This is a genomic window from Streptomyces sp. NPDC126499 (genome assembly GCF_040302485.1).
GTDB lineage: Bacteria > Actinomycetota > Actinomycetes > Streptomycetales > Streptomycetaceae > Streptomyces.
Genome location: NZ_JBEOUO010000033.1, coordinates 20,420 through 38,805, shown reverse-complemented (window position 1 = coordinate 38,805; position 18,386 = coordinate 20,420). Strand labels below are relative to the sequence as shown.

General features: G+C 69.9%; 15 protein-coding genes. 8 read left to right on the top strand and 7 right to left on the bottom strand.

All coding sequences use genetic code 11. From position 1 onward, the window contains the following. Positions 1-84: 84 nt before the first annotated feature. From ABTZ91_RS31985 to ABTZ91_RS31975, 3 genes are read left to right on the top strand one after another with little or no spacing between them, the layout of a single operon-like run. The gene (locus tag ABTZ91_RS31985; RefSeq protein ID WP_352080765.1) at positions 85-2,127 is read left to right on the top strand and encodes a helix-turn-helix transcriptional regulator; all 2,043 of its coding nucleotides are present in this window, start codon (positions 85-87) and stop codon (positions 2,125-2,127) included. Further along, positions 2,124-3,107: a hypothetical protein gene (locus tag ABTZ91_RS31980; protein WP_352080726.1), complete on the top strand. Its 984-nt coding sequence runs from the start codon at positions 2,124-2,126 to the stop codon at positions 3,105-3,107. The genes ABTZ91_RS31985 and ABTZ91_RS31980 overlap by 4 nt, the downstream gene beginning before the upstream one ends. Beyond that, positions 3,104-4,072, top strand: a complete 969-nt coding sequence (locus ABTZ91_RS31975; protein ID WP_352080725.1) for a DUF6339 family protein — start codon at positions 3,104-3,106, stop codon at positions 4,070-4,072. Before ABTZ91_RS31980 ends, ABTZ91_RS31975 begins: the two co-directional genes overlap by 4 nt. An 8-nt stretch (positions 4,073-4,080) precedes the next feature. Here ABTZ91_RS31975 and ABTZ91_RS31970 read toward each other — a convergent pair whose 3' ends face one another. The 6 genes from ABTZ91_RS31970 to ABTZ91_RS31945 all read right to left on the bottom strand — a co-directional run bounded on the left by ABTZ91_RS31970 (position 4,081) and on the right by ABTZ91_RS31945 (position 12,907). Then, on the bottom strand, positions 4,081-5,088 hold the full coding sequence (locus ABTZ91_RS31970; RefSeq protein WP_352080724.1) for a DNA cytosine methyltransferase: 1,008 nt from the start codon (positions 5,086-5,088) through the stop codon (positions 4,081-4,083). 172 nt (positions 5,089-5,260) lie between these two features. Continuing rightward, positions 5,261-6,244 carry a DNA cytosine methyltransferase gene (locus ABTZ91_RS31965; RefSeq protein ID WP_352080723.1) on the bottom strand — a complete coding sequence of 328 codons (984 nt, stop codon included), beginning with the start codon at positions 6,242-6,244 and terminating at the stop codon, positions 5,261-5,263. Positions 6,245-6,261: 17 nt separating this feature from the next. Further along, positions 6,262-9,234, bottom strand: a complete 2,973-nt coding sequence (locus ABTZ91_RS31960) for a Z1 domain-containing protein (protein ID WP_352080722.1) — start codon at positions 9,232-9,234, stop codon at positions 6,262-6,264. Positions 9,235-9,277: 43 nt separating this feature from the next. Then, on the bottom strand, positions 9,278-10,261 hold the full coding sequence (locus ABTZ91_RS31955) for a PD-(D/E)XK motif protein (RefSeq protein ID WP_352080721.1): 984 nt from the start codon (positions 10,259-10,261) through the stop codon (positions 9,278-9,280). Further along, a complete protein-coding gene (locus ABTZ91_RS31950) occupies positions 10,254-11,798 on the bottom strand; it encodes an ATP-binding protein (RefSeq protein ID WP_352080720.1) in 1,545 nt (514 codons plus the stop codon). The genes ABTZ91_RS31955 and ABTZ91_RS31950 overlap by 8 nt, the downstream gene beginning before the upstream one ends. 95 nt (positions 11,799-11,893) lie before the next feature. Next, positions 11,894-12,907 carry an SEC-C domain-containing protein gene (locus tag ABTZ91_RS31945; protein WP_352080719.1) on the bottom strand — a complete coding sequence of 338 codons (1,014 nt, stop codon included), beginning with the start codon at positions 12,905-12,907 and terminating at the stop codon, positions 11,894-11,896. A 62-nt stretch (positions 12,908-12,969) separates the two neighbouring features. On the opposite strand from ABTZ91_RS31945, the gene ABTZ91_RS31940 reads away from it, so the two are divergent. Next, the gene (locus tag ABTZ91_RS31940; protein WP_352080718.1) at positions 12,970-13,770 is read left to right on the top strand and encodes a class E sortase; all 801 of its coding nucleotides are present in this window, start codon (positions 12,970-12,972) and stop codon (positions 13,768-13,770) included. Here the strand turns inward: ABTZ91_RS31940 and ABTZ91_RS31935 are convergent. Continuing rightward, positions 13,715-15,151, bottom strand: coding sequence for an MFS transporter (locus ABTZ91_RS31935; RefSeq protein ID WP_407078072.1), 1,437 nt, complete (start codon positions 15,149-15,151; stop codon positions 13,715-13,717). The genes ABTZ91_RS31940 and ABTZ91_RS31935 overlap by 56 nt on opposite strands. Before the next feature lie 199 nt (positions 15,152-15,350). On the opposite strand from ABTZ91_RS31935, the gene ABTZ91_RS31930 reads away from it, so the two are divergent. From ABTZ91_RS31930 to ABTZ91_RS31915, 4 genes are all read left to right on the top strand, one after another. Further along, on the top strand, positions 15,351-15,896 hold the full coding sequence (locus ABTZ91_RS31930; protein WP_352080717.1) for a helix-turn-helix domain-containing protein: 546 nt from the start codon (positions 15,351-15,353) through the stop codon (positions 15,894-15,896). Between the two features lie 141 nt (positions 15,897-16,037). Beyond that, complete coding sequence (locus ABTZ91_RS31925) at positions 16,038-16,331, top strand: DUF6412 domain-containing protein (RefSeq protein ID WP_352080716.1); 294 nt, start codon at positions 16,038-16,040, stop codon at positions 16,329-16,331. A gap of 92 nt (positions 16,332-16,423) precedes the next feature. Further along, positions 16,424-17,155: a YidC/Oxa1 family membrane protein insertase gene (locus tag ABTZ91_RS31920; RefSeq protein ID WP_352080715.1), complete on the top strand. Its 732-nt coding sequence runs from the start codon at positions 16,424-16,426 to the stop codon at positions 17,153-17,155. Between the two features lie 137 nt (positions 17,156-17,292). Next, on the top strand, positions 17,293-18,150 hold the full coding sequence (locus ABTZ91_RS31915) for a fumarylacetoacetate hydrolase family protein (RefSeq protein ID WP_352080714.1): 858 nt from the start codon (positions 17,293-17,295) through the stop codon (positions 18,148-18,150). Positions 18,151-18,386: the final 236 nt, after the last annotated feature.

Sequence of the window (18,386 nt, the reverse complement as noted above, 5' to 3'; positions counted from 1 at the left end):
CGAACTTCCGGGGGGAAACGCGTGACGGAACCGCAAGGCGAAGAGTTCGGTACCTGGTTGGAGCGCCAGCTCGCCCGAGCCGACATGAAGCAGGTCGAACTCGCGCAGCGCCTCGGCCTTACCCGAGCCGCTGTCTCCGCGTGGATCACCGGGCGCGCAGAGCCGCGTGAGGAGATCAAGCGTGCCATCGCCTCCGTCTTCGACATCGACCCCGCATCGGTCTACAACCGCACCGCCGACATCGCGTCCGCTCTTCCTCGTCAGTGGCATCATCGGCCTGCGCACGCCGACGGCGGTCGTGAATACGGCAATGCCGCGGCCTTCGCCTTCGACGCCGACCTGTCCGTCCTCGCTCGAGAGGCCACCCAGAACTCCCTCGACGAGCGCCTCGACCGTACGGCGCCGGTCCGAGTCCGCTACGTCCTGCACGAACTCAGCGGCGAGCACCTCGACGCCTTCCTCACCGCCATGCGGTGGGAAGACCTACGGCCGCACTACGAAGCCGCTGCCGTGGGGGGACAGAAGGTGTCCCGGAGCCTCCGTGCCGCCCTCGACGACCTGGATGAGCAGCGTTCATTGCTGTTGCTCCGCGTCGAGGACTACAACGCGGCCGGTCTGACCGGGCCGGAGTACCAGGACGGTCGCTACGCCGCCGTCGTACGCCGCCAGCTCGACAGCCACAAGCAGGCAGGCGGCCGTGCCGGTGGTTCGTACGGGCTCGGCAAGGCCACACTGTGGGCCACCAGCCGTCTGGGCCTCGTCCTCGTCAACTCCACGCTTTCGGAGCCGCACGAGGGACGCCTGGAACGGCGCGTCGTGGGCCGGCTCGACCTGCCCTGGCACGAACTCGACGGCGAAGCCTACGCCGGCCCGGCCTGGTTCGGGGAAGCCGAACCAGAGCCGCTGCACAAGGGCGTATCCCGCTCATGGTGGGCTGACGAGAACGAGGTCTCGGCTCTCCACCTGTCCAGGCAGGGCTCCGCCCCGGGCACCTCCTTCCTGATCGTCGGCGCCCACGATGCCTCGGGGGACGCCGAGACTCTCCAGGAGATGCACGACAAGATCGTCCGTTCGCTCGCGGACGGGTTCTGGGCCGCCATGATCGGGGGCCGGTCTGCCGGGGCACTGATGGAGGCCAGCGTCACCACCCTCCGAAACGGTCATGTGCTCGTCACCGAGGAACGGGTCGACCCCCATGCTCATCACCCGGCTCTCGGTCGAGCCCTTCAGGCGTACCTGGACGGAGAGACCGTTTCCGAGTTGACCGCCGGCGACCAGGTCGCACTTGCGGAGGTACCTCTCGTCGTCTCCCCCCTCAAGGGGCGCGGTCGGACCAGGGACAAGGGACGCGAGCATCCTGCCGTTCTGCTCCTCACCGCGGCTGCCGATCGGGACGAGCGACACAGCCGAGTCGTCTGCATGCGCGGCAACCGAATGACCATCACGGAGCAGCGTCCGCGCGAACTTCCGCTGGGTACGGCGCCGTTCCAGGCTGTGCTTCTCGCGGGATACGCCACCGGCAGGGTGGGCGAGGACGTCGAGCTGGCGGAGGCTTTCCTGCGCGCTTCCGAACCTCCCGAGCACGACCGCTGGGACCGCACGGAGGAGCTCACCTCTCTCTACGAGCGCGGAGCGCTCAGTCGTCTCAAGGAGTTCAGGGCCGAGATCGACAAGGCAGTACGAGGCCTGGTCGGACGCCGTGAGGCCGCACCGACCGGCGGCCCCGCCGCCCTTCGCGAACTGCTCAAACTGGACGGAGGGGTCGGTGCCACCGGAGCTGGGAGGCGTTCCCAGGGCTTCCCGGTCGTGCGTAGTGTGCAGGCGCGCGTGGAGGAGAGCGGTGCCTGGAACGTCACGGTCGGGCTCAAGCTTCCCGACGCCGAGGACCCGTGGGTGTTGACGCCCGTGGCGAAGTTCGACGTGCGATCCGGTGGCCGTCCGGCCGTGGGGTGGGCCCTGCTCACTGCGTCGGACCACTGTCGAGTGGACAACGGCAACCTCGTCGTGGAGCCCGGCGTGCGCGCCGCCGTGTTCACAGGAGTGACCGATCCGGCCACTCACCCCGTCCAGGGCGGTTTCGCCCGCCTCGTCGTCGATGTCCAGAAGGCCCGCGGAGGAGCGGCGTGAAGCCTGTCTACCCGTATCCGACCCTCTTCGGCGATGTCGACCTCGACGTGCTCTCCGGCACCGTCGACGGCGTTTCTCCGCTTCCCTACGCCAACATCTCCAAGCCCCAACGGACCGTTGCCCTCCACCAGGCCGGCCGGGGCAACTGGGAGTTCTGCACGTTCCGGCTCCAGGCGACGCTCCCCGAGCAGGAGATCGCGGGTGGCGAGTGGACGGACCTGGTCTGTCTGGCCGCTCTGACTGAGAAGGCGACGAACGCCCGCACCACCACCACCCTCGAGCGGTCCAGCGACGGCACCTGGAGCGGGAGCATCGACTTGTACCGGAGTCGTCACCTCGGCCGTGCCACCCTCGGTCTCACGGTCGTCGCCACCGTCGACGGAGTCCGAGGCCGAGTCATCGGTACTGCCGAGCAGGACTGGTACCTGGACCTCAAAGGCACCACCCCGGTTCGCCAACGGGAGATCGGGATCGTCTCCACGGACTTTCGCGAGGGGCCAGAGGAATGGCTTCGTCCGTACAAGGATGCTCCTTGGATCGTGGACACGACCGGCGACGTGCCCACCGTCTACCTCAACACCGGATCCGTCGACGGACTCGTCGAACTTCTCGGTGGCAGCGGCGGCAGCCCGGCGGAGAGAATGCTGCGCGACGTGACGTCCGGACAGATCGCTCAGGATGCCTGGACAGCCATGTTCCACACTGCCATCAGTGATCTCGACGTCGACGAGGACGGCACGCCCGTCCTGCCCACCGGCTGGCGTGAGGCCGTTCTCCGGATGATGCTTCCCGATGTGCTCCCGGGACGGCAGCTCACCGACGCCCTGTACGACATCGAGGAGCGCCGCACCAAGGGGTTCGGTTGGTCCGAGCTCCAGACGACCATCCAGTACGCGGCGGGCAGGCGAAGCCGGACGACCAAGAAGCTGACCAATGCGGTGCGGGCCCTCGACGCCGCGGACAGGAGCGGAACCCGATGAGCCACCTCGCTCCCGTGGACCTGCCGCCCGTACTGGCGCTGCTGCCCGACGCCGCCGTGACCAAGCACCTCAGCCGGGGCATTCAGGCCGGCTTGGAACTTCCGCCGCAAGTGGCGCTCGGCCGTGCGTGCGTCCCGTACGACGTGCAGACCGCTCAGCGGCGGCGCACCGAACCCGTCCGCACTCTGCTCGACGAGACGATGAGACGTTTCGCCGACGATCGATTCTCTGCCGACGGCTGGCTCGCGCCCCGCCTCCACGCCACCCTCCGCATGACCCGTGCCGAGGCCGCTGACACGCGCCTCTGGAACCACCTCGCCATGATCGTCGCCCCTGACTACGTGGTCTGGCGCCACAAGGGCGCCGCCAAGGCGGAAAGCCCGGGTATCGCAACCGCTGCCCGGTTCTGTGGCCCTCACTACACCCAGACGTTCTCCCGCCTCTGGTGGGCAGCCGAACTCTTCCGCAACGGCGACGACTACACTCCCGTCGCCACGGCTTGCAGGATTCAGGACGTCCTGAACACGACCATGCGCCTTGACGTGATCGATCACCGTCCGACGGCCCAGGCCATGATCCGTGTGATCGGCGACCTCCTCGACTCGGGAGTGGCGCGACCAGGCGACCACGTCAATGCCTTCTCCTCAGCGGTGAACGCCGCGGGCAGCACCCTGATGTACGAGGTGCTGGCGCCCGACATCGATCCGGACGTCGACGAGCTGCTCGACTGGATCGAGGCGGGCGACCGCGAGGTAGTGGACTGGGAGCGCCTTCCGGAAGGCCCCTCTGACGGGCGGGTCAAGCCGGCGGCCGTCGACGCGCTGCTACCCCTGTTCGAAAAACTGCAGAGCGAGGCTCCGCTGCGAGAGCGGAGGTCCGTCAAGGAGTCCGAGGCAGCAGACGTGTCCGTTCCGGCTCCGCGCGCACCTGGAGTGGTCCTGTCGAAGCCCTCGGACTTCGCCTGACCAGCTGATCAGGACTCGCCCCCGGTGGCGTAGTCCTCTGCGGTGCCGAGGGCGGCCGTCAGGACCGCCCGGCCGAGCAAGGGAGGGATCGCATTCCCGATCTGCTGGGCGATCGCCCGGCCGGACCAGGGGTAGCCGGCCGGGAACGTCTGAAGGATGCCGGCCTCGGCCTCCGAGAAGCGGGGAAGCTCGGCTCCGTCCCGGCCGACGACTCGGTTGCGGGAGACTTTGCCGGTGACCGTGAAGGCCGGCTCGTCGGAGGAGCGGCGGCCACGACTCTTGGGGTCGCCACCGGTTCCGTAGTTCGAGATCACCTCGAAGGGTGCCGGTCGATCGAGCACCGCAGACATGGGTACCCAGGGGGCGAGACGGGGATCGCCGTGGTCACGAGGAACGCCCTTGCGGTACATGCGGTGGGTGGGCGACGGAAGTTCGACGATCCGGTTGAGGCGGGCCACCAGGATGGCGCGACGCCGCGTCTGAGGAACGCCGAACTGCTCGGTGTGCAGCACCTTGGGCTTGGCCACCCAGTAACCGTTCGCGGACAGCACCTTGGCGTACTCTTCCCAGACCGGGAGGACTGCGGGAACCTGCTCCAGGATGATCGCTTCGTAAGGGCGTCCATCACGCATGGCTTCCAGTGCCCATCGCAGTGGCTCCAGGACGAGGCCGGTGCGCTCGTCGTCAAGTACGGCGAGCTGTGAGCGGACGTCCTCACCACGCGCCATCCGCTTGACGAACTCGATCACCTCGTCAAGGGCACGGCGCCCCGCTCCGGAGCCGGCCACGGTGAACGTCTGGCATGGTGGTCCGCCGGCCAGCACGGTCGCGTTCGGGAACTTGTGTGGCCCGAAATCTCGCACGTCGCCCTGCAAGGTGAGGAGTCCGGCTGCGGTCCGGGTGTCGCAGGCGTCCTGGTCGAACTCGATACCGGTCACCTCGTAGCCGAGGTCACGGGCTGCCACGTCGAGCCCGCCCGGCCCGGCGAACAGGTCGACAATCTCGGGACGTGGCACGTGTGATCTCCAGAAGGCGTGATGTGTTCGTCGAGGGGACCGGGAGACCCCAGCAGCAGGGGACCGGGAGACCCCAGCAGCGCCCAAGGTTACCCGGCCCCTCCGTCCCGGAGACGCGGCTGTCGGCCGCCGCCTCGCATCGGCCGGTGTCGGCGTATTCCGGCCGACCGTGTCAGTGCTCCAGAGCGGCTTTGATCGCTTTGCCCAAGGCCAGACCGACCGGCGGTGGAGTGGCGTGGCCCACCTGCCGGTATTGCGCCGTCTTTCGGCCCGCGAAGGCCCAGTCGCGAGGGAAACCCTGAAGCATGGCCGCCTGGCGCACAGTGAGGGGCACCATTCCCGCACGGCCGAGCGACGGATTCCAGGCGAAGTCCGGGCCGGGCACGTCGTCGGCCACCGTAGCGCCGTCCACGCCCATGCGTGCCCACGCGCGCTTGCTGCCGGTCGGCCCCAGATCCGCACCACCGCGGTTCCAGGACCCGCCGACCAGGGTCGGCGCGGGCCGGTCTGCCTGGGCAGCCCACTCGGCCGCCTGCGGCCAGCCACGGACCGCCATCGACATGCCCAACACCTCCCCGACCGTCCGCTGCCGGGTGACGGTGGCGGCAGGCGGAGTGAAGGAGGCCAGACGATCGCCCTCGAACGCGATCACGACGCCCTCTCTGCGATCTTGCGGCACTCCGAAATCCACGGCGTTGAGGACGAACCAGTGCAGCTCGTAGCCGAGGTGGACGAGCTCTTCACCGATGTACTCCCTGATCGGGCCGTAGGCCGGCTTGGTGACCAGGTCGGGCACGTTCTCGATCAACAGAGCACGTGGCCGGACAGCATGCATCAGCATGATCGTGGCCTTCAGCACCTCAAGCTCGTCGTTCCTATCGGCACGACCCACGGACGCAGCGGCCTTGACGCGGGGCAGGCCCGCGGCGAGAAGGTCCACGTCGTAGGTGTGCTGGTGGTCGATCGGGTCGAATTCGAGGAGGTCGAGCTCCAGGACGTTCCACGCCGGTCGATTCGCACGCAACGTCTCACAACTGACAGCTCTGTTGTCGAGGAGGAGAACCGGGTCGAACCCGGCCTGCTCCAAACCGAGGGCGAGGCCCCCGGCGCCGGTGCACACGCCGACGCTCTTCATACGGGTCGTCTCGGTGGACATCACGCTCTCCTGGCACGTCAGCGGGCCGCCGCGGCGGTGTCGATGATGGCGACGCCCTCCTGGGAGGAGTCGATGGTCGTGAACCGCAGCACGCGGCCGTCGTCACTGCGGGCCGAGGCGGGAGCGACGAAGCCGAAAGCCATCACGACCCGACTCGGATCGACCGCCTCGCCCTCCACGATCGCGGCCCGGTGCGCGGCCTCGACGATCGGGTAGAGGACGATCGCGCCCCGACGCGGCCCGACGAGGCCTTCGACGGCGACATCACCTGAATCGGGCATTCCGCCCGCGATGCGCATGGCTGCCGCGCGATGCTTCATGTCACTGATGGCGCCGAAGAGTGGATCACGACGACGGTCACGGGCGAAGTAGGAGTAAGTGCGGCCGGCAGCGCCGAGCCGGATCCGTCGGCCCGGCTGGGCGTGCTGGGGTGCGAGCACGACCCAGTCGTCCACCTGGGCGGTCTTGTCGGTGATCTCCCGCAGATAGTCGAGATGCGGATCGAACTGCGAGGGAGCCCCCCACCTGACGCCGGACACCAGCTCGAAGAGCTCTGCGGCGCCCACGACCCCCGTGAAAGCGGCGTAACGGTGGGCGACACCCTTCTTCGCGAAGTGGTAACAGAGCTGCGTCGGCTCGGTCGACAAGGAATCGAGGACCGGCGTCCACAGGTGGGTGTTGTGTCGCAGATCGGAGACCTTCGTCGGGTAGGCCGTCGGTTCCTGCCACTGACCGGGGGACCTGAGGGTGACCAGTCGAGAGTTGTACATCTTGTTCGGGCTGGTCGGCTTCAGCCACGGGATGTGCTGTGATACCAGCGGCGGCACCTTGTCCGGGGTGACCTGCGGGCGCCCGTCGACGGTCACCGAGTACTGGGCCAGTTCGGCACGGAACGCCTCCTCGTCCCTGCAGATCGCCTCGAAGCCCGCGTAGAGGTCGATCTCCTTCTTGCCCATGGTCTCCTGACGGCCGAGGTACAACCGGACCAGGTCCCGGTAACCCTTGCGGAAGCCGAACCAACGGCCCATCTGCATCAGGGTGGAGGCGTTGCCGGCACGGCGCCGGAAGTACGAGACGGTCAGGCCCTCCACGGTGAAGCCGCGGGCCAGCTTCTGTCCGCCGATGAGGATCTTCCAAATGGACCTTTTGTCGAAGTCCGCCTCGCCGGTCTCGATGTCCTTGTCACCGTTGACGACGATGATCGGTCTCTGGTCTCCGCCGATCCGTACCGCAGCCGGCCCGACGTAGGGCATGAGTTCGTCGAAGGAAGCCGGTACGGCCTGCCCGTCCGCGCGTACTGCGGAGACCGGGGCGATGTCCGTGTCGAACAGGGTCCGCAATCGTTCGTACCCTCGAGCGCCGAGGTAGCCGGCGTCCCACCAGAGCCGGGTGACCCTGCCGAGCAGCTCGCGATGGACATCCTGCCGGACGGATTCGTGGATGAGCATCGTGTGGTGCTGGAAGTAGCCGTCGCCGAGCTTGCCCTTGTCCTCGCGGTACAGCTTCATCGCGGCGGTCAGCACGAACATGTCCATGGCGCGCTCGAGGCACGTGTCGTCCTCGTCATCCTCCACCACGATGTCCCGGACGTGCGCCATCTCGTTGGAGTCGGCGTACGTCCGCTCCCCGTCGGACAGATCCGAGTCGAGGTCGTGGAAGTCGCGTGCGCCCATGTAGTCGTTCGGCCGGGGCAGGGAGATGATGAAGTCCTTCGGGAAGATGTCCTCCGTGTCGCTGGGGTCGATGAAGACGTTAGCGAAGGGTGTCGCGGTGTAGCCGACGTACTGCGCGCGCGGCAGCATGCGGAGCAATTCGGAGATCTTCTGGTTGATCGCCGTACGCTCCGCGTTCGGCTTGGCCAGATCGGAAGTGTTCACCGACGCTTCGTCGGATTCGTCGTCGACGATCAGGACCGGGATCTCGGAGAGCGGTGTCTTGATCTTTCGAAGATCCTTCACCAGTTTGGTCAGCACCTGCTTGTTCTTTTTCACCACCATCAGGCGGGCTGCGGCCCGATGCAGGTTTCGGGGATCGTATAGCGGCAGAGCGGGTTCCTGCTTCTCGTATTCGAGGGCCACGATGCCCTGCAGGAGGCTCTGGTAGTCGTCGTCCCGCGTCGTCATCCGATGGATGTCGAAGGCGCCGAGGGAGGAGGGCATGGCACCGAAAGTGGCGAACTTGCCCTGGCTCCAGGCGGGGTCGTCCGCGTAGTCGGACTCGTATTCGCTCGCCCCCCGCATGATGTTCTCGCGGCCGACCAATTCCATGTCCAGGCGACGCTGGGTCTGCGCGCGAAGCATGTTGAGCGTACCGCCCAGGACGATCACGAGCCGGTAGCCGGCATCGACGGCCTTGGCGATGACACCGGCGAAGTTGGCGGTCTTGCCGGACTGGACGTATCCGACGACGAGGCCCTTCGACTGATACGCCTCCGGCGCCGTAGGGTCGGCCAGCCGCTCCACCACACGGTCGGTCGCTTCGTCGAGACCGGCGACGACATCCTCAGGCCAACCCTTGCCCACCAGTAGCTTTCGGTACGCAGGCCAGTACCACGGGCGCCCCTGAAGGGACTGCGGTGTGTACCAGGGGGTGTGTTCGGTGCTGATCACGACCGCCCCGGCGGCCTTGGACACGGGCACGAGGGTGTCGAGCAGCTTGCTCGTGTCGTCCCCGATGCCGAGCAACCGGTACACGTCGGCCCGCCGCTCGTCTGTCCGAGGCGGGTGACTCGACCAGGCCACGTTCTCGTTGAAGTCCCAGCGGGTGAGCTGCTTGCGCCACAGTTCGACCAACGAGTCCGTGACACGTGCGTCGCGCAGGACGGACGCGAAATCGGCTTCCGTGGCGTACTCCATCGCCTCCGACACGAGGTCCTCGGCCTGATACTCCAGCGCACGGACGAGGCGCTTGGGCTTTCCCGAGCTCATGTCACCGAGGACGCGGGCGTGCAGGTCGAGCCGGATGCCGGCAGCTGTGTCGGGACTGGTCATTGCGGTTCCTCGTACGTCGGAAGGCAGGGAGGGGACGGAAAGCTCAGGGAAGGCGAAGGCCGGACAGGTCCACCGGCGCGCCAGGTGTGGGTGGGAGCCCGGTCACGTCGGTTTCGTACCGCACGGCCGAGATCCGCTCGAACGCCGCGGCGGCGAGCAACTCGGGGGTGAGTCGAGGCACCGACTCGGCAGCGAGGACCAGGGCCTCGTCGCGCGGTGACCAGCGCTCGTCGTCCTGACGATCGGGCGACCATCCGGAGCGCTTCAGGGCGGAATCCAGGCGGGCCATGACCGTCGGGGCCTGGTCCGCCACGCCGGCCCGTACGCTCTGCACCGACTCTGCCAAGGTGCGGCCCCCGGCACCTCCCCGGGTCAACCGAAGGGAGGCGAACCACAGCGGCCGGCCCGGTGTCGGATGCAGCTGTCCAATGCCGTGTATCACGTGACGGCGTCGCTCCGTTGCCGTCGTCTTCACCTCGATGTCGAAGTCGCCGAGGGCGAAGTCGTGTTCCTCACCGTACGGCCCCGTCCAGGCGGTCACGGCGGTCCCCCATCCGTACGTCTCGGCAAGCCGTGTCATCAGGGACAGTTCGCCCAAGAGGCCGATCCGACGCTCGACGCTCATTTCCCGGGGCCGGTCGAGCAGCGAACTCCATCCCTCCACGGTCTCGGTGAACGCACGATCCAGGGATCGGTTGCGCGTGACGATCCGATCGGCCACGGCGAGGAGCATGTCGTGGAAATCTCGCATCAGAGCCACTTGGGTGGTACGGATGCGGGCCATCCGCAGCCCCTTTGCCACTGCCACCTGATCTATCCGAACGGCGGGAAGCGAGGAACGGGGCGGCTGCTGGTTTCTGGCCAGTTCGACGAACAGGGCGATGTCCCTGCCGCCGTCACCTATCTCGTACGACACCACGGGATGTCGGTCGGCGGCGGACAGGCGGTAGCTCGCGCTCTGCCCTTCCCCCAGGTAGTGCTCGACCGTCGACCAGGCGAGGGAGGGGCCGGTTTCGGTATCAGTCATTCTCCGCCGCCCGGTTGAGCTCCGCCCGAGCCGCCGCCACCAGAACGGACTGCCATAGCTGCAGGTTGTCCTTCTCGCGACTGCCGCTGTACTCCTTCTCGAAGACCTGATGGAGCAGCAGGTACATGAGTGATTTGAGGATCGGCGCGTCGTTCAGTCCACCGCGGCGGCCGCCGAGGATCGCGGCCCGATAGTGATGGTTGAGGACGATGGTCCGAGTCTCTCGGTCGATCTCGAAGAACGTGCCGTTGTCGATCTTCTGCCACCGGACGGCGATCGGCTCCTCACCGGGTATCAGAGGCAATTCGTCCTCGATCGCTTCCCGCACGGTTGCCTCGAAGCCCTTGCCGGCCGGGATCACGGGCTTGCGAGTCGTGGCGGTACGCTTCCGCGCCGACCGATACGTAGCGTCCGCGTCGGCCACGTACTGGGAGAACGGCCGGCCGTCGGCGTCCACAGCGGACTCCAACGCAGTGACGAACTCGGGGGACGTGTCGACCCCGTCCTTCTTCACCGTGAGACGGAACACGTCGGAGGCGACGGCACCGTCAGGGAGGTCGACGGCGACGCGCGCCAAGGCGAGATGCTGCTCCGGCTGCCGGAAATTGTTCCAGCCGCCCGCCTGGACCAGCCGGTCGTGCCGGTAGAAGTAGAAGCCCTGCCGGTCGATGCCCGTACCCACGGCCTTGAACTCGTCCGTGTTCGACTTCGCGGGCCAGATGTGAGCGTCCAGCATCACGGGGCCCACAGAAGGAACGTGGGCGACGAATGTGCGCGCGTAGTCGGGGTGCCCGGTGACCGGGTAGGCGAACGGGTCGAGCGGTTGGACGCCGAAGTTCATGTACTCGACGCCGGTGGAGACGTCCTCGACGGCGATGGTGATGTTGAAGTCCTCTCGCGCCAGGAACCGGTGCAGATGCAGACCCAGGTGAAGCCCCAGTCTGTTGATCGTCCGGAGCAGATACCGATCGGTCTGGCCCCCGCCCGTCCGCGGGAAGTTCTTGACCTCGTCCCAGCGGACGATCGTGCCCTGCCAGACGATCGGACAGTCGTAGTAGCGGTCGACGAGCTGCTGGGCATAGTTCGGTGCGACGATGTCGCACTGATAGCCGTTCACGGCACGCTCCATCGTCCAACGGCGACCGGCCGGAGCGGCCGCTCGAGTCCGACGGACCTTGCTGACGACGGTGACGGCTCCCGCGTGACTGAGAGAGGCCGACTTCAGGCCCGTGCCGAACATCCCGAGAGCCCTGGCATCGTAGTCCCGACGCCCGCCCACGGTCATCGCGACGTCCAACTCCGTCTCGTCCATCCCCTTGCCGTCGTCGACTATGAGAAGGCTGACGAGCCGGTCCCCATCGCGTAGGAAGTGGATCACGACGTCCTTGGCGCCGGCATCGATGGAGTTGTCCACGAGGTCGGCTACGGCCGCCTCGAAGCCGTAGCCCTGACTGCTGAGCGCCTCCATGTAGCGGGCGTCCGGAGGCAGGTGCTTGCTGCCACTGGTGGGTACCTCGAACTGCCAGTCAGTCGTCATGTCTCGCCTTGGGATACGCGCGCCGCATGTGATCAAGCGACCCTAATGGACCGCAATGACATCGACGGCCGCGGAATCGATATCCGTCAGCTCGACTACTCCCGCGCGTCGCTCCCGTGGCACCCCCCATACGTCCTCCCCGACCCGCACCAGCACTCCGCCCCCCTCGCCGGGGGCCAGGGGGTGGCGTGGCCGCGGGCGGCGAGGGTGGTGGCGTATTGGGGGAGGAGGTCGGCGTTGGCCGGGGAGGAGGACTCGGAGGCGGCGAAGGCCTCGTAGGAGGGGACCGTGGCCGGGACGATGCCCAGGTTGGGGGTGCCGGACTGGGCCAGTTCGCGGAGGGAGGCCTCGATGTCCGTCAGGTGGGCCCGGTACGTCGGGTACTCCGCCTCCAGCTCCGGGTAGGCCGCCAGCAGCTCGTCCAGTTCCGCTTCCGGCCAGTGCAGGACGGCGACAGGGAAGGGGCGGGACAGGGCCGTGCGGTAGGAGCCCAGCTCCGAGCGGAGGCGGGTGATCTCGGCCTGCAGCTCCGCCGGGTCCGAGGAGCCCAGCGACCACAGGCGCTTGGGGTCGTGCAGCTCGTCCAGGGAAACGTCCCCCGCGTGGAGGCGGTCCGCCAGGGTGTCGTGGTCGTCGTGCGGCAGCGCCAGCAGGCGGCGGACCCGGTGGCGCCCGGTCAGCAGGGACTGCAGGGCGTACGACAGGTCCTCCGCCGAGGTCGGCGCCACGAGCAGCGTCGCCGCCTCCGTGAACGTCGCCTCCGACGCCTCCAGCTCGTCGTGGGACTCCAGCGTCTCCGCCACGATCTCCCACGGCTCCGGCTCCGTCGGGCGGGCCCGACGGACGCCGTCGATGATCGCCCGCGCCTCGGCCTCGTGCCCGTACTCCCACAGGTTCGCCGCCTTCAGCGCCCTGATGAGGAGCGGCGCGGCGGGGGAGGAGGCCAGGAGCGAGTCGTACAGGGACGTCGCTCTCTCGCGGTGGCCCGCCAGTTCCAGGTGGGCCGCCGCGCGCAGCAGCAGGGGTTCGCGGTCCTCCGGGTACTGCCCCGCGGTGCGGAGCAGACGCTCGGCTTCGGTGGTGTGATCGGCAGGCGTGTCGGGGCGCATGTCGACACCGTACTGCTGTACGGCCCTGGAGAGTTGGCTCCCCAGCGCTTATCGTGCCCGCCGTGCGGGGTCGACGGACGCGTGTCCCGGTGGTCGTCCAGGCGCGCGCGGGGCGCGGGCCCGGCGCACGCGCGCTGTGGACGTGCGCCGAGATCCTCGTCACCTGCGGCGTCGTCGTGCTCCTCCTCGCCGTCCACCAGCTGTGGTGGACCAACGCGCAGGCCCGCGCCGGGGCCGTCGAGCAGGTGCGCACCCTCGAACGGGAGTGGGACTCCTCACCCCCGGCGGCGACACCGGAGCCGGCGACCGTGTCACCTTCCCCGTCACCTTCCGTGCCGGCCGCCGATCCGACGGCCGCGAGTGCCAGGGGTCCTGCGCCCGCGCCGCCGTCCGCGTCGCCGGGACCCGCGCCCTCCGGCAGCCCGTACGCCGTCCTCCGCATCCCCCGCCTCGGCCTCACCGTCCCCGTCGCCCACGGCGTCGGCAAACGGACCGTCCTCGACCGCGGCTACGCCGGCCACTACCCCGGCACCGCCGCGCCCGGCCGCCCCGGCAACTTCGCCCTCGCCGGGCACCGCAACACCCACGGCGAGCCCTTCCGCCGCATCGACCGGCTGCGGCCCGGCGACACCCTCACCGTCCGGACCCGCGAGCGCACCCACACCTACCGCGTCGACCGGATCCTCCCGCAGACCTCGCCCCGCGACACCGGCGTCATCGCCCCCGTGCCCCGGTCCCTCCACAAGCCGTCGTACGGGTACGACACGCCCGGCGCCTATCTGACCCTCACCACCTGCACCCCCGAGTTCAGCTCGCGCTACCGGCTGATCGTCTGGGCCAGGCTCGTCCCGCCGCGAGCGTGACCGCCGCCCCCGCGAGCCCCAGCACCGCCGACGCCACCAGGGCCGTGTCGGCGCCCGCCGTCGCCAGGGCCAGGAAGAGGGCCACGCCCGCCGAGGAGCCGATGTAGCGGGCGGTGTTGTTCGCGCCCGAGCCCATCGCCGCCCGCTCCGGCGGCACCGCATCCACGGCGAGCCGGGGCAGCGCCGCGTTCAGCAGGCCGCTGCCCACACCCGCCGCCACCAGACCGGGAAGCAGCCGGGGCCACGACGCCTCCTGAAGTGTCCCGAGCAGCGCGAGCACGCCCGCCGTGGAGAGCGCGAAACCCACGGCCAGTTGGTACGGGGCGGACAGCCGGCCCGCGAGGCGGCGGGCCTGCAACGCCACCACGAACGCCGTGCCCGACCACAGCAGGAACAGCCACGCCGTGGTCAGCGGCGCCATGTGCGCCCCGCGCTGCAACAGCGCCGGCAGCACGCTGAACAGCCCGATCACCGCGAGGCCCGTGAACAGCGCCCCCGCCGTCGCCGCCCGGAACGCCGGCCGCCGGAACAGCGCCAGGTCCACCATCGGCGCCCCGCTGCGCCGCTCGACCACCACGAACACCGACGCCAGCACGAGAAAGGCGAGCCCGAGAACGCCCACCGGCGGGCGCAGCCAGCCGTCCCGGCCGAGGGTGAGCGCGGTGAGCAGGGCCGCCAGGGCGAGGCCGAGCGTCACCGATCCGGCGACGTCCGGGCGTCCCTCGCGCGGGGCACGGGACTCGGCGAGGGTACGGACGCCGAGCGCGGCCACCGCCAGGGTCGCCGCCGCCAGCACCTCGTACGTCCAGCGCCAGCCCGCCGGACCGCCGAGGCCGGCGAGGCCGCCCGCGAGCAGCGGGCCCAGCGCGATGCCGGCGCTCACGAACGCGCCCCACACCCCGGTCGCCCGGATCCTCGCCGGACCCGTCGGATACGCGTGGGCGAGCAAGCCCAGGCTCGCGGCCAGCACGGCCGCACTGGCCCCGCCCTGCGCGATGCGCGCCAGCGTGAAGGTGAGGGTGGAGGTCGCGAGGCCGCCGAGGGCCGTGGTCAGGCCGAGGCCGAGCGTGCCGAGCAGGAACACCCGGCGCCGCCCGTGCTCGTCGGCGAGGCTGCCGGCCACGAGGAGCAGGACGGCGAGGCCGAGCGGGGTGCCGTTGAGGAGCCATGCCTGCGCGGCGGGGGCGGTGCCGAAGTCGGCGGCCATGGCGGGCAGGGTGAGCATCGGGGCCGTGTAGTTCATCAGCGTGAGCGCGGTGGCGGCGCTGGTGACGGCGAGGACCGCGCGGGGGGCCGCCCTGGCGCCCGAGGCGCCAGTGACCCCTGTGGTGCCCGTGGTGCCCGCTGCGCGCGTCGCACCCGTGGCGCCTGTTGCGCCCACGGAGCCCGTGGCACCCGTGGTGCCCGCTGCACCCGTCGCACCCGTGGCGCCCGTCGCGCCCCCTGCTCCCGTCGCGCCTAAGTCAGGCATGGCCATGGCGTGGACCTCGGCTTCCGCGATCGACGAAGGTTCGGTGATTGAACCTTGACCGTACCAGCAAAGGTTCAATCATTGAACCCACTCGTCTACACTGCTCCCCATGGCCCTCGGCAAGGATTACGCCACCCAGCAGTGCTCCATCGCCCGCGCCCTCGAAGTCATCGGCGAGCGCTGGACCCTCCTCGTCGTCCGCGACGCCTTCTACGGCGTCCGCCGCTACAACGACTTCCTCTCCCACCTCGGCGCACCCCGTGCCGTCCTCGCCGCCCGCCTCCAGGCCCTCGTCGACGCCGGGGTCCTCGACAAGCAGCGCTACTCGCAGTCCCCGCCGCGCGACGAGTACGTGCTCACCGAGCGCGGCATCGCCCTGTGGCCCGTCCTGCGCTCGCTCGGACTGTGGGGGCGCGAGGCGCTGCCCGGGACCGCGCCCATGCGCCACTTCCACCACGCCGACTGCGGCACCGAGCTCGGCCCGTACGGCGAGTGCCCGGCCTGCCGGATCCCCGTCCACCCCGCCGACGTCGAGATGCGACCCGGCGCCGGGCTCGACCCGGAGCCGGCCGATCCGGTCGCCAGGGCCCTGCTGAAACCGCGCCGGCTCCTCGTTCCCCTGGAACTCTCGGAGCCCGCGAACCGTCCTGTATAACGGTCGGGCGAGAGAACGGTCGGGCGAGGGAACGCCCGAGCGAGAGAACGCCCGAGCCAGAGAACGGCCAGGCGACAGAACGGCCAGGCGAACACAACGGCCGAGCGATGCGACGGCCCAGGCGTGGACAGGGAGGCAGGCGTGCTCAACCGGCAGCTGCTGCGCGTCCTCGCGCCGCTCCTCTTCCTCCTCGCCGTCGCCGACCTCCTGCTCTCCGAGGGCGCGGGCCTCTCCACCGCCGTCGCCATGGCCGCGACCGCCGTCCTCTGCGCCCTGATCGGCGCCCGTACGGCTCTGCCCGTACCGCCCACCCGGGTCCGCACCGCCCTGCGCGACCGCGCCCGGCGCACCGCGTTCCTGCCGCAACGCGATCCCGACGCCCCCGGCCGCCGCAGGCCCCGGGCACCCGGCCGTCCCCTCCTGACGGCCGCGTAGGGGCGCATCGCACGTTCGCGCACTCCCGCGCGGTTCCGTCCTGCCGAATTCCCTGAAACTCCCGGCACGACGAGACCCCACGGAGGGCTCCCATGTCCGTTTTCGCCTCTCTGGTCGAGCAGCTCGCCGACCTGCTCCAGCCGCTGTTCGCCGCCTCCTCCACCGCCGCCGCCATCGTGCTGTTCACGATGGCCGTACGCCTCGCGGTCCACCCGCTCTCCCGGGCCGCCGCCCGCGGCCAGAAGGCCCGCGTCCGGCTCGCCCCGCAGCTCGCCGAGCTGCGCCGCAAACACGCCAAGAACCCCGAGCGGCTGCGGAAGGCGGTCATGGAGCTGCACGCCGCCGAGAAGGTCTCGCCCGTCGCGGGCTGCCTGCCGAGCCTGCTCCAGGCGCCCGCGTTCTTCCTGATGTTCCACCTCTTCTCCAGCGGGCGGATGGCCGGGCACGGCCTCCTCGGCGCACCGCTCGGCGACCACTACGCGGACGCCCTCGCCCACGGCGGCGTCCTCGGCCCGGCAGGCCGGGTCTACCTGGTCCTCTTCGTGCTGGTCGCGGCCGTCGCCACGTACGGCTACCGCTACGCCAAGCGGCAGAACGCCCTCCTCGCGCCCCAGGCCGTGGAGCCCGGCCAGCCCGGCGCGGGGATCGCCGAGGGCCTGGCCCGGTTCATGCCGCTGCTCTCCTTCGCGACGCTCGTCTCGGTCGCCGTGGTGCCGCTGGCGGCCGCCCTCTACATCGTCACCAGCACCACCTGGACCGCCGTCGAGCGGGCCTTCCTCTATCGGGACGTGCCCGCGAAGCCCGGAGCGGTTACTCCCGCGTAAGGGTCCACGGTGTGAACGGGGTCTTGCAGAGCTCCCCGTTCTCTTGGAGGATCGACCAATCCTCCGATGGCCGCACTCCATCGGCCGGGGCTCACCACGGCCCTCCCCGGGGCCACCTCGACCACAGGGAGAAGACCATGAAGCTGCTGCGTGTCGGCCCGGCAGGGGCCGAACGGCCCGCCCTCCTCGACCAGGACGGGACGCTGCGCGACCTGTCCGCGCTGGTCGACGACATCGACGGCAGTCTCCTCGCCGACGGGGCCGCCCTCGACCGCGTCCGCGCCGCGCTCGGCGCGGGCGTGCTGCCCGCGCTCGACGCGACCGGGCTGCGCATCGGCCCGCCGGTCGGCCGGATCGGCAAGGTCGTGTGCATCGGCCTGAACTACCACGGCCACGCGGCCGAGGTCGGGGCGGCGATCCCGGAGGAGCCGGTCGTCTTCCTCAAAGCCGCCGACACCGTCGTCGGCCCGGACGACACCGTGCTCGTACCGCGCGGCTCGGTGAAGACGGACTGGGAGGTCGAGCTGGCCATCGTCATCGGCCGCACCGCCCGCTACCTGGAGACCGACGAGGAGGCCCTGGCCCACGTCGCCGGGTACGCCCTCGCCCACGACGTCTCCGAGCGCGAGTTCCAGATCGAGCGCGGCGGCACCTGGGACAAGGGCAAGAACTGCGAGACCTTCAACCCGCTGGGCCCGTGGCTGGTCACCGCCGACGAGATCCCCGACCCGCAGGACCTCGCCCTGAGGCTGTGGGTCAACGGCGAGCTGAAGCAGGACGGCCACACCTCCGACCAGATCTTCCCGGTCGCCGAGGTGGTCCGCTACGTCAGCCGGTTCATGACGCTCTACCCCGGCGACATCATCAACACCGGTACGCCGGCGGGTGTCGCCATGGGGCAGCCGGAGCCCAAGCCGTACCTGCGCGCCGGTGACGTCGTCGAGCTGGAGATCGAGGGCCTGGGCCGGCAGCGGCAGGAGCTCAAGAGCGCGTGACGGCGGCTCGGGGACGCGTGGCCGCGCGGCTCACGGGCGCGTGACTGCGCTCAGGGGCGGCTGACCGTCGCTACAGGGCGCGTGGCCGTGGCTGACGGGCCCGTGACGGCGGCTCGGGGGCACGTGGCCGCGGCTCAGGAGCCGGGCCGCCGCACGGCCGCGGGCGGCGGGCGGGCCTGAGTCGTTCGGGCGACGCCTCCGCCGTTCCGGGCGTGGGGCGTCGCGATCCTCTCCCG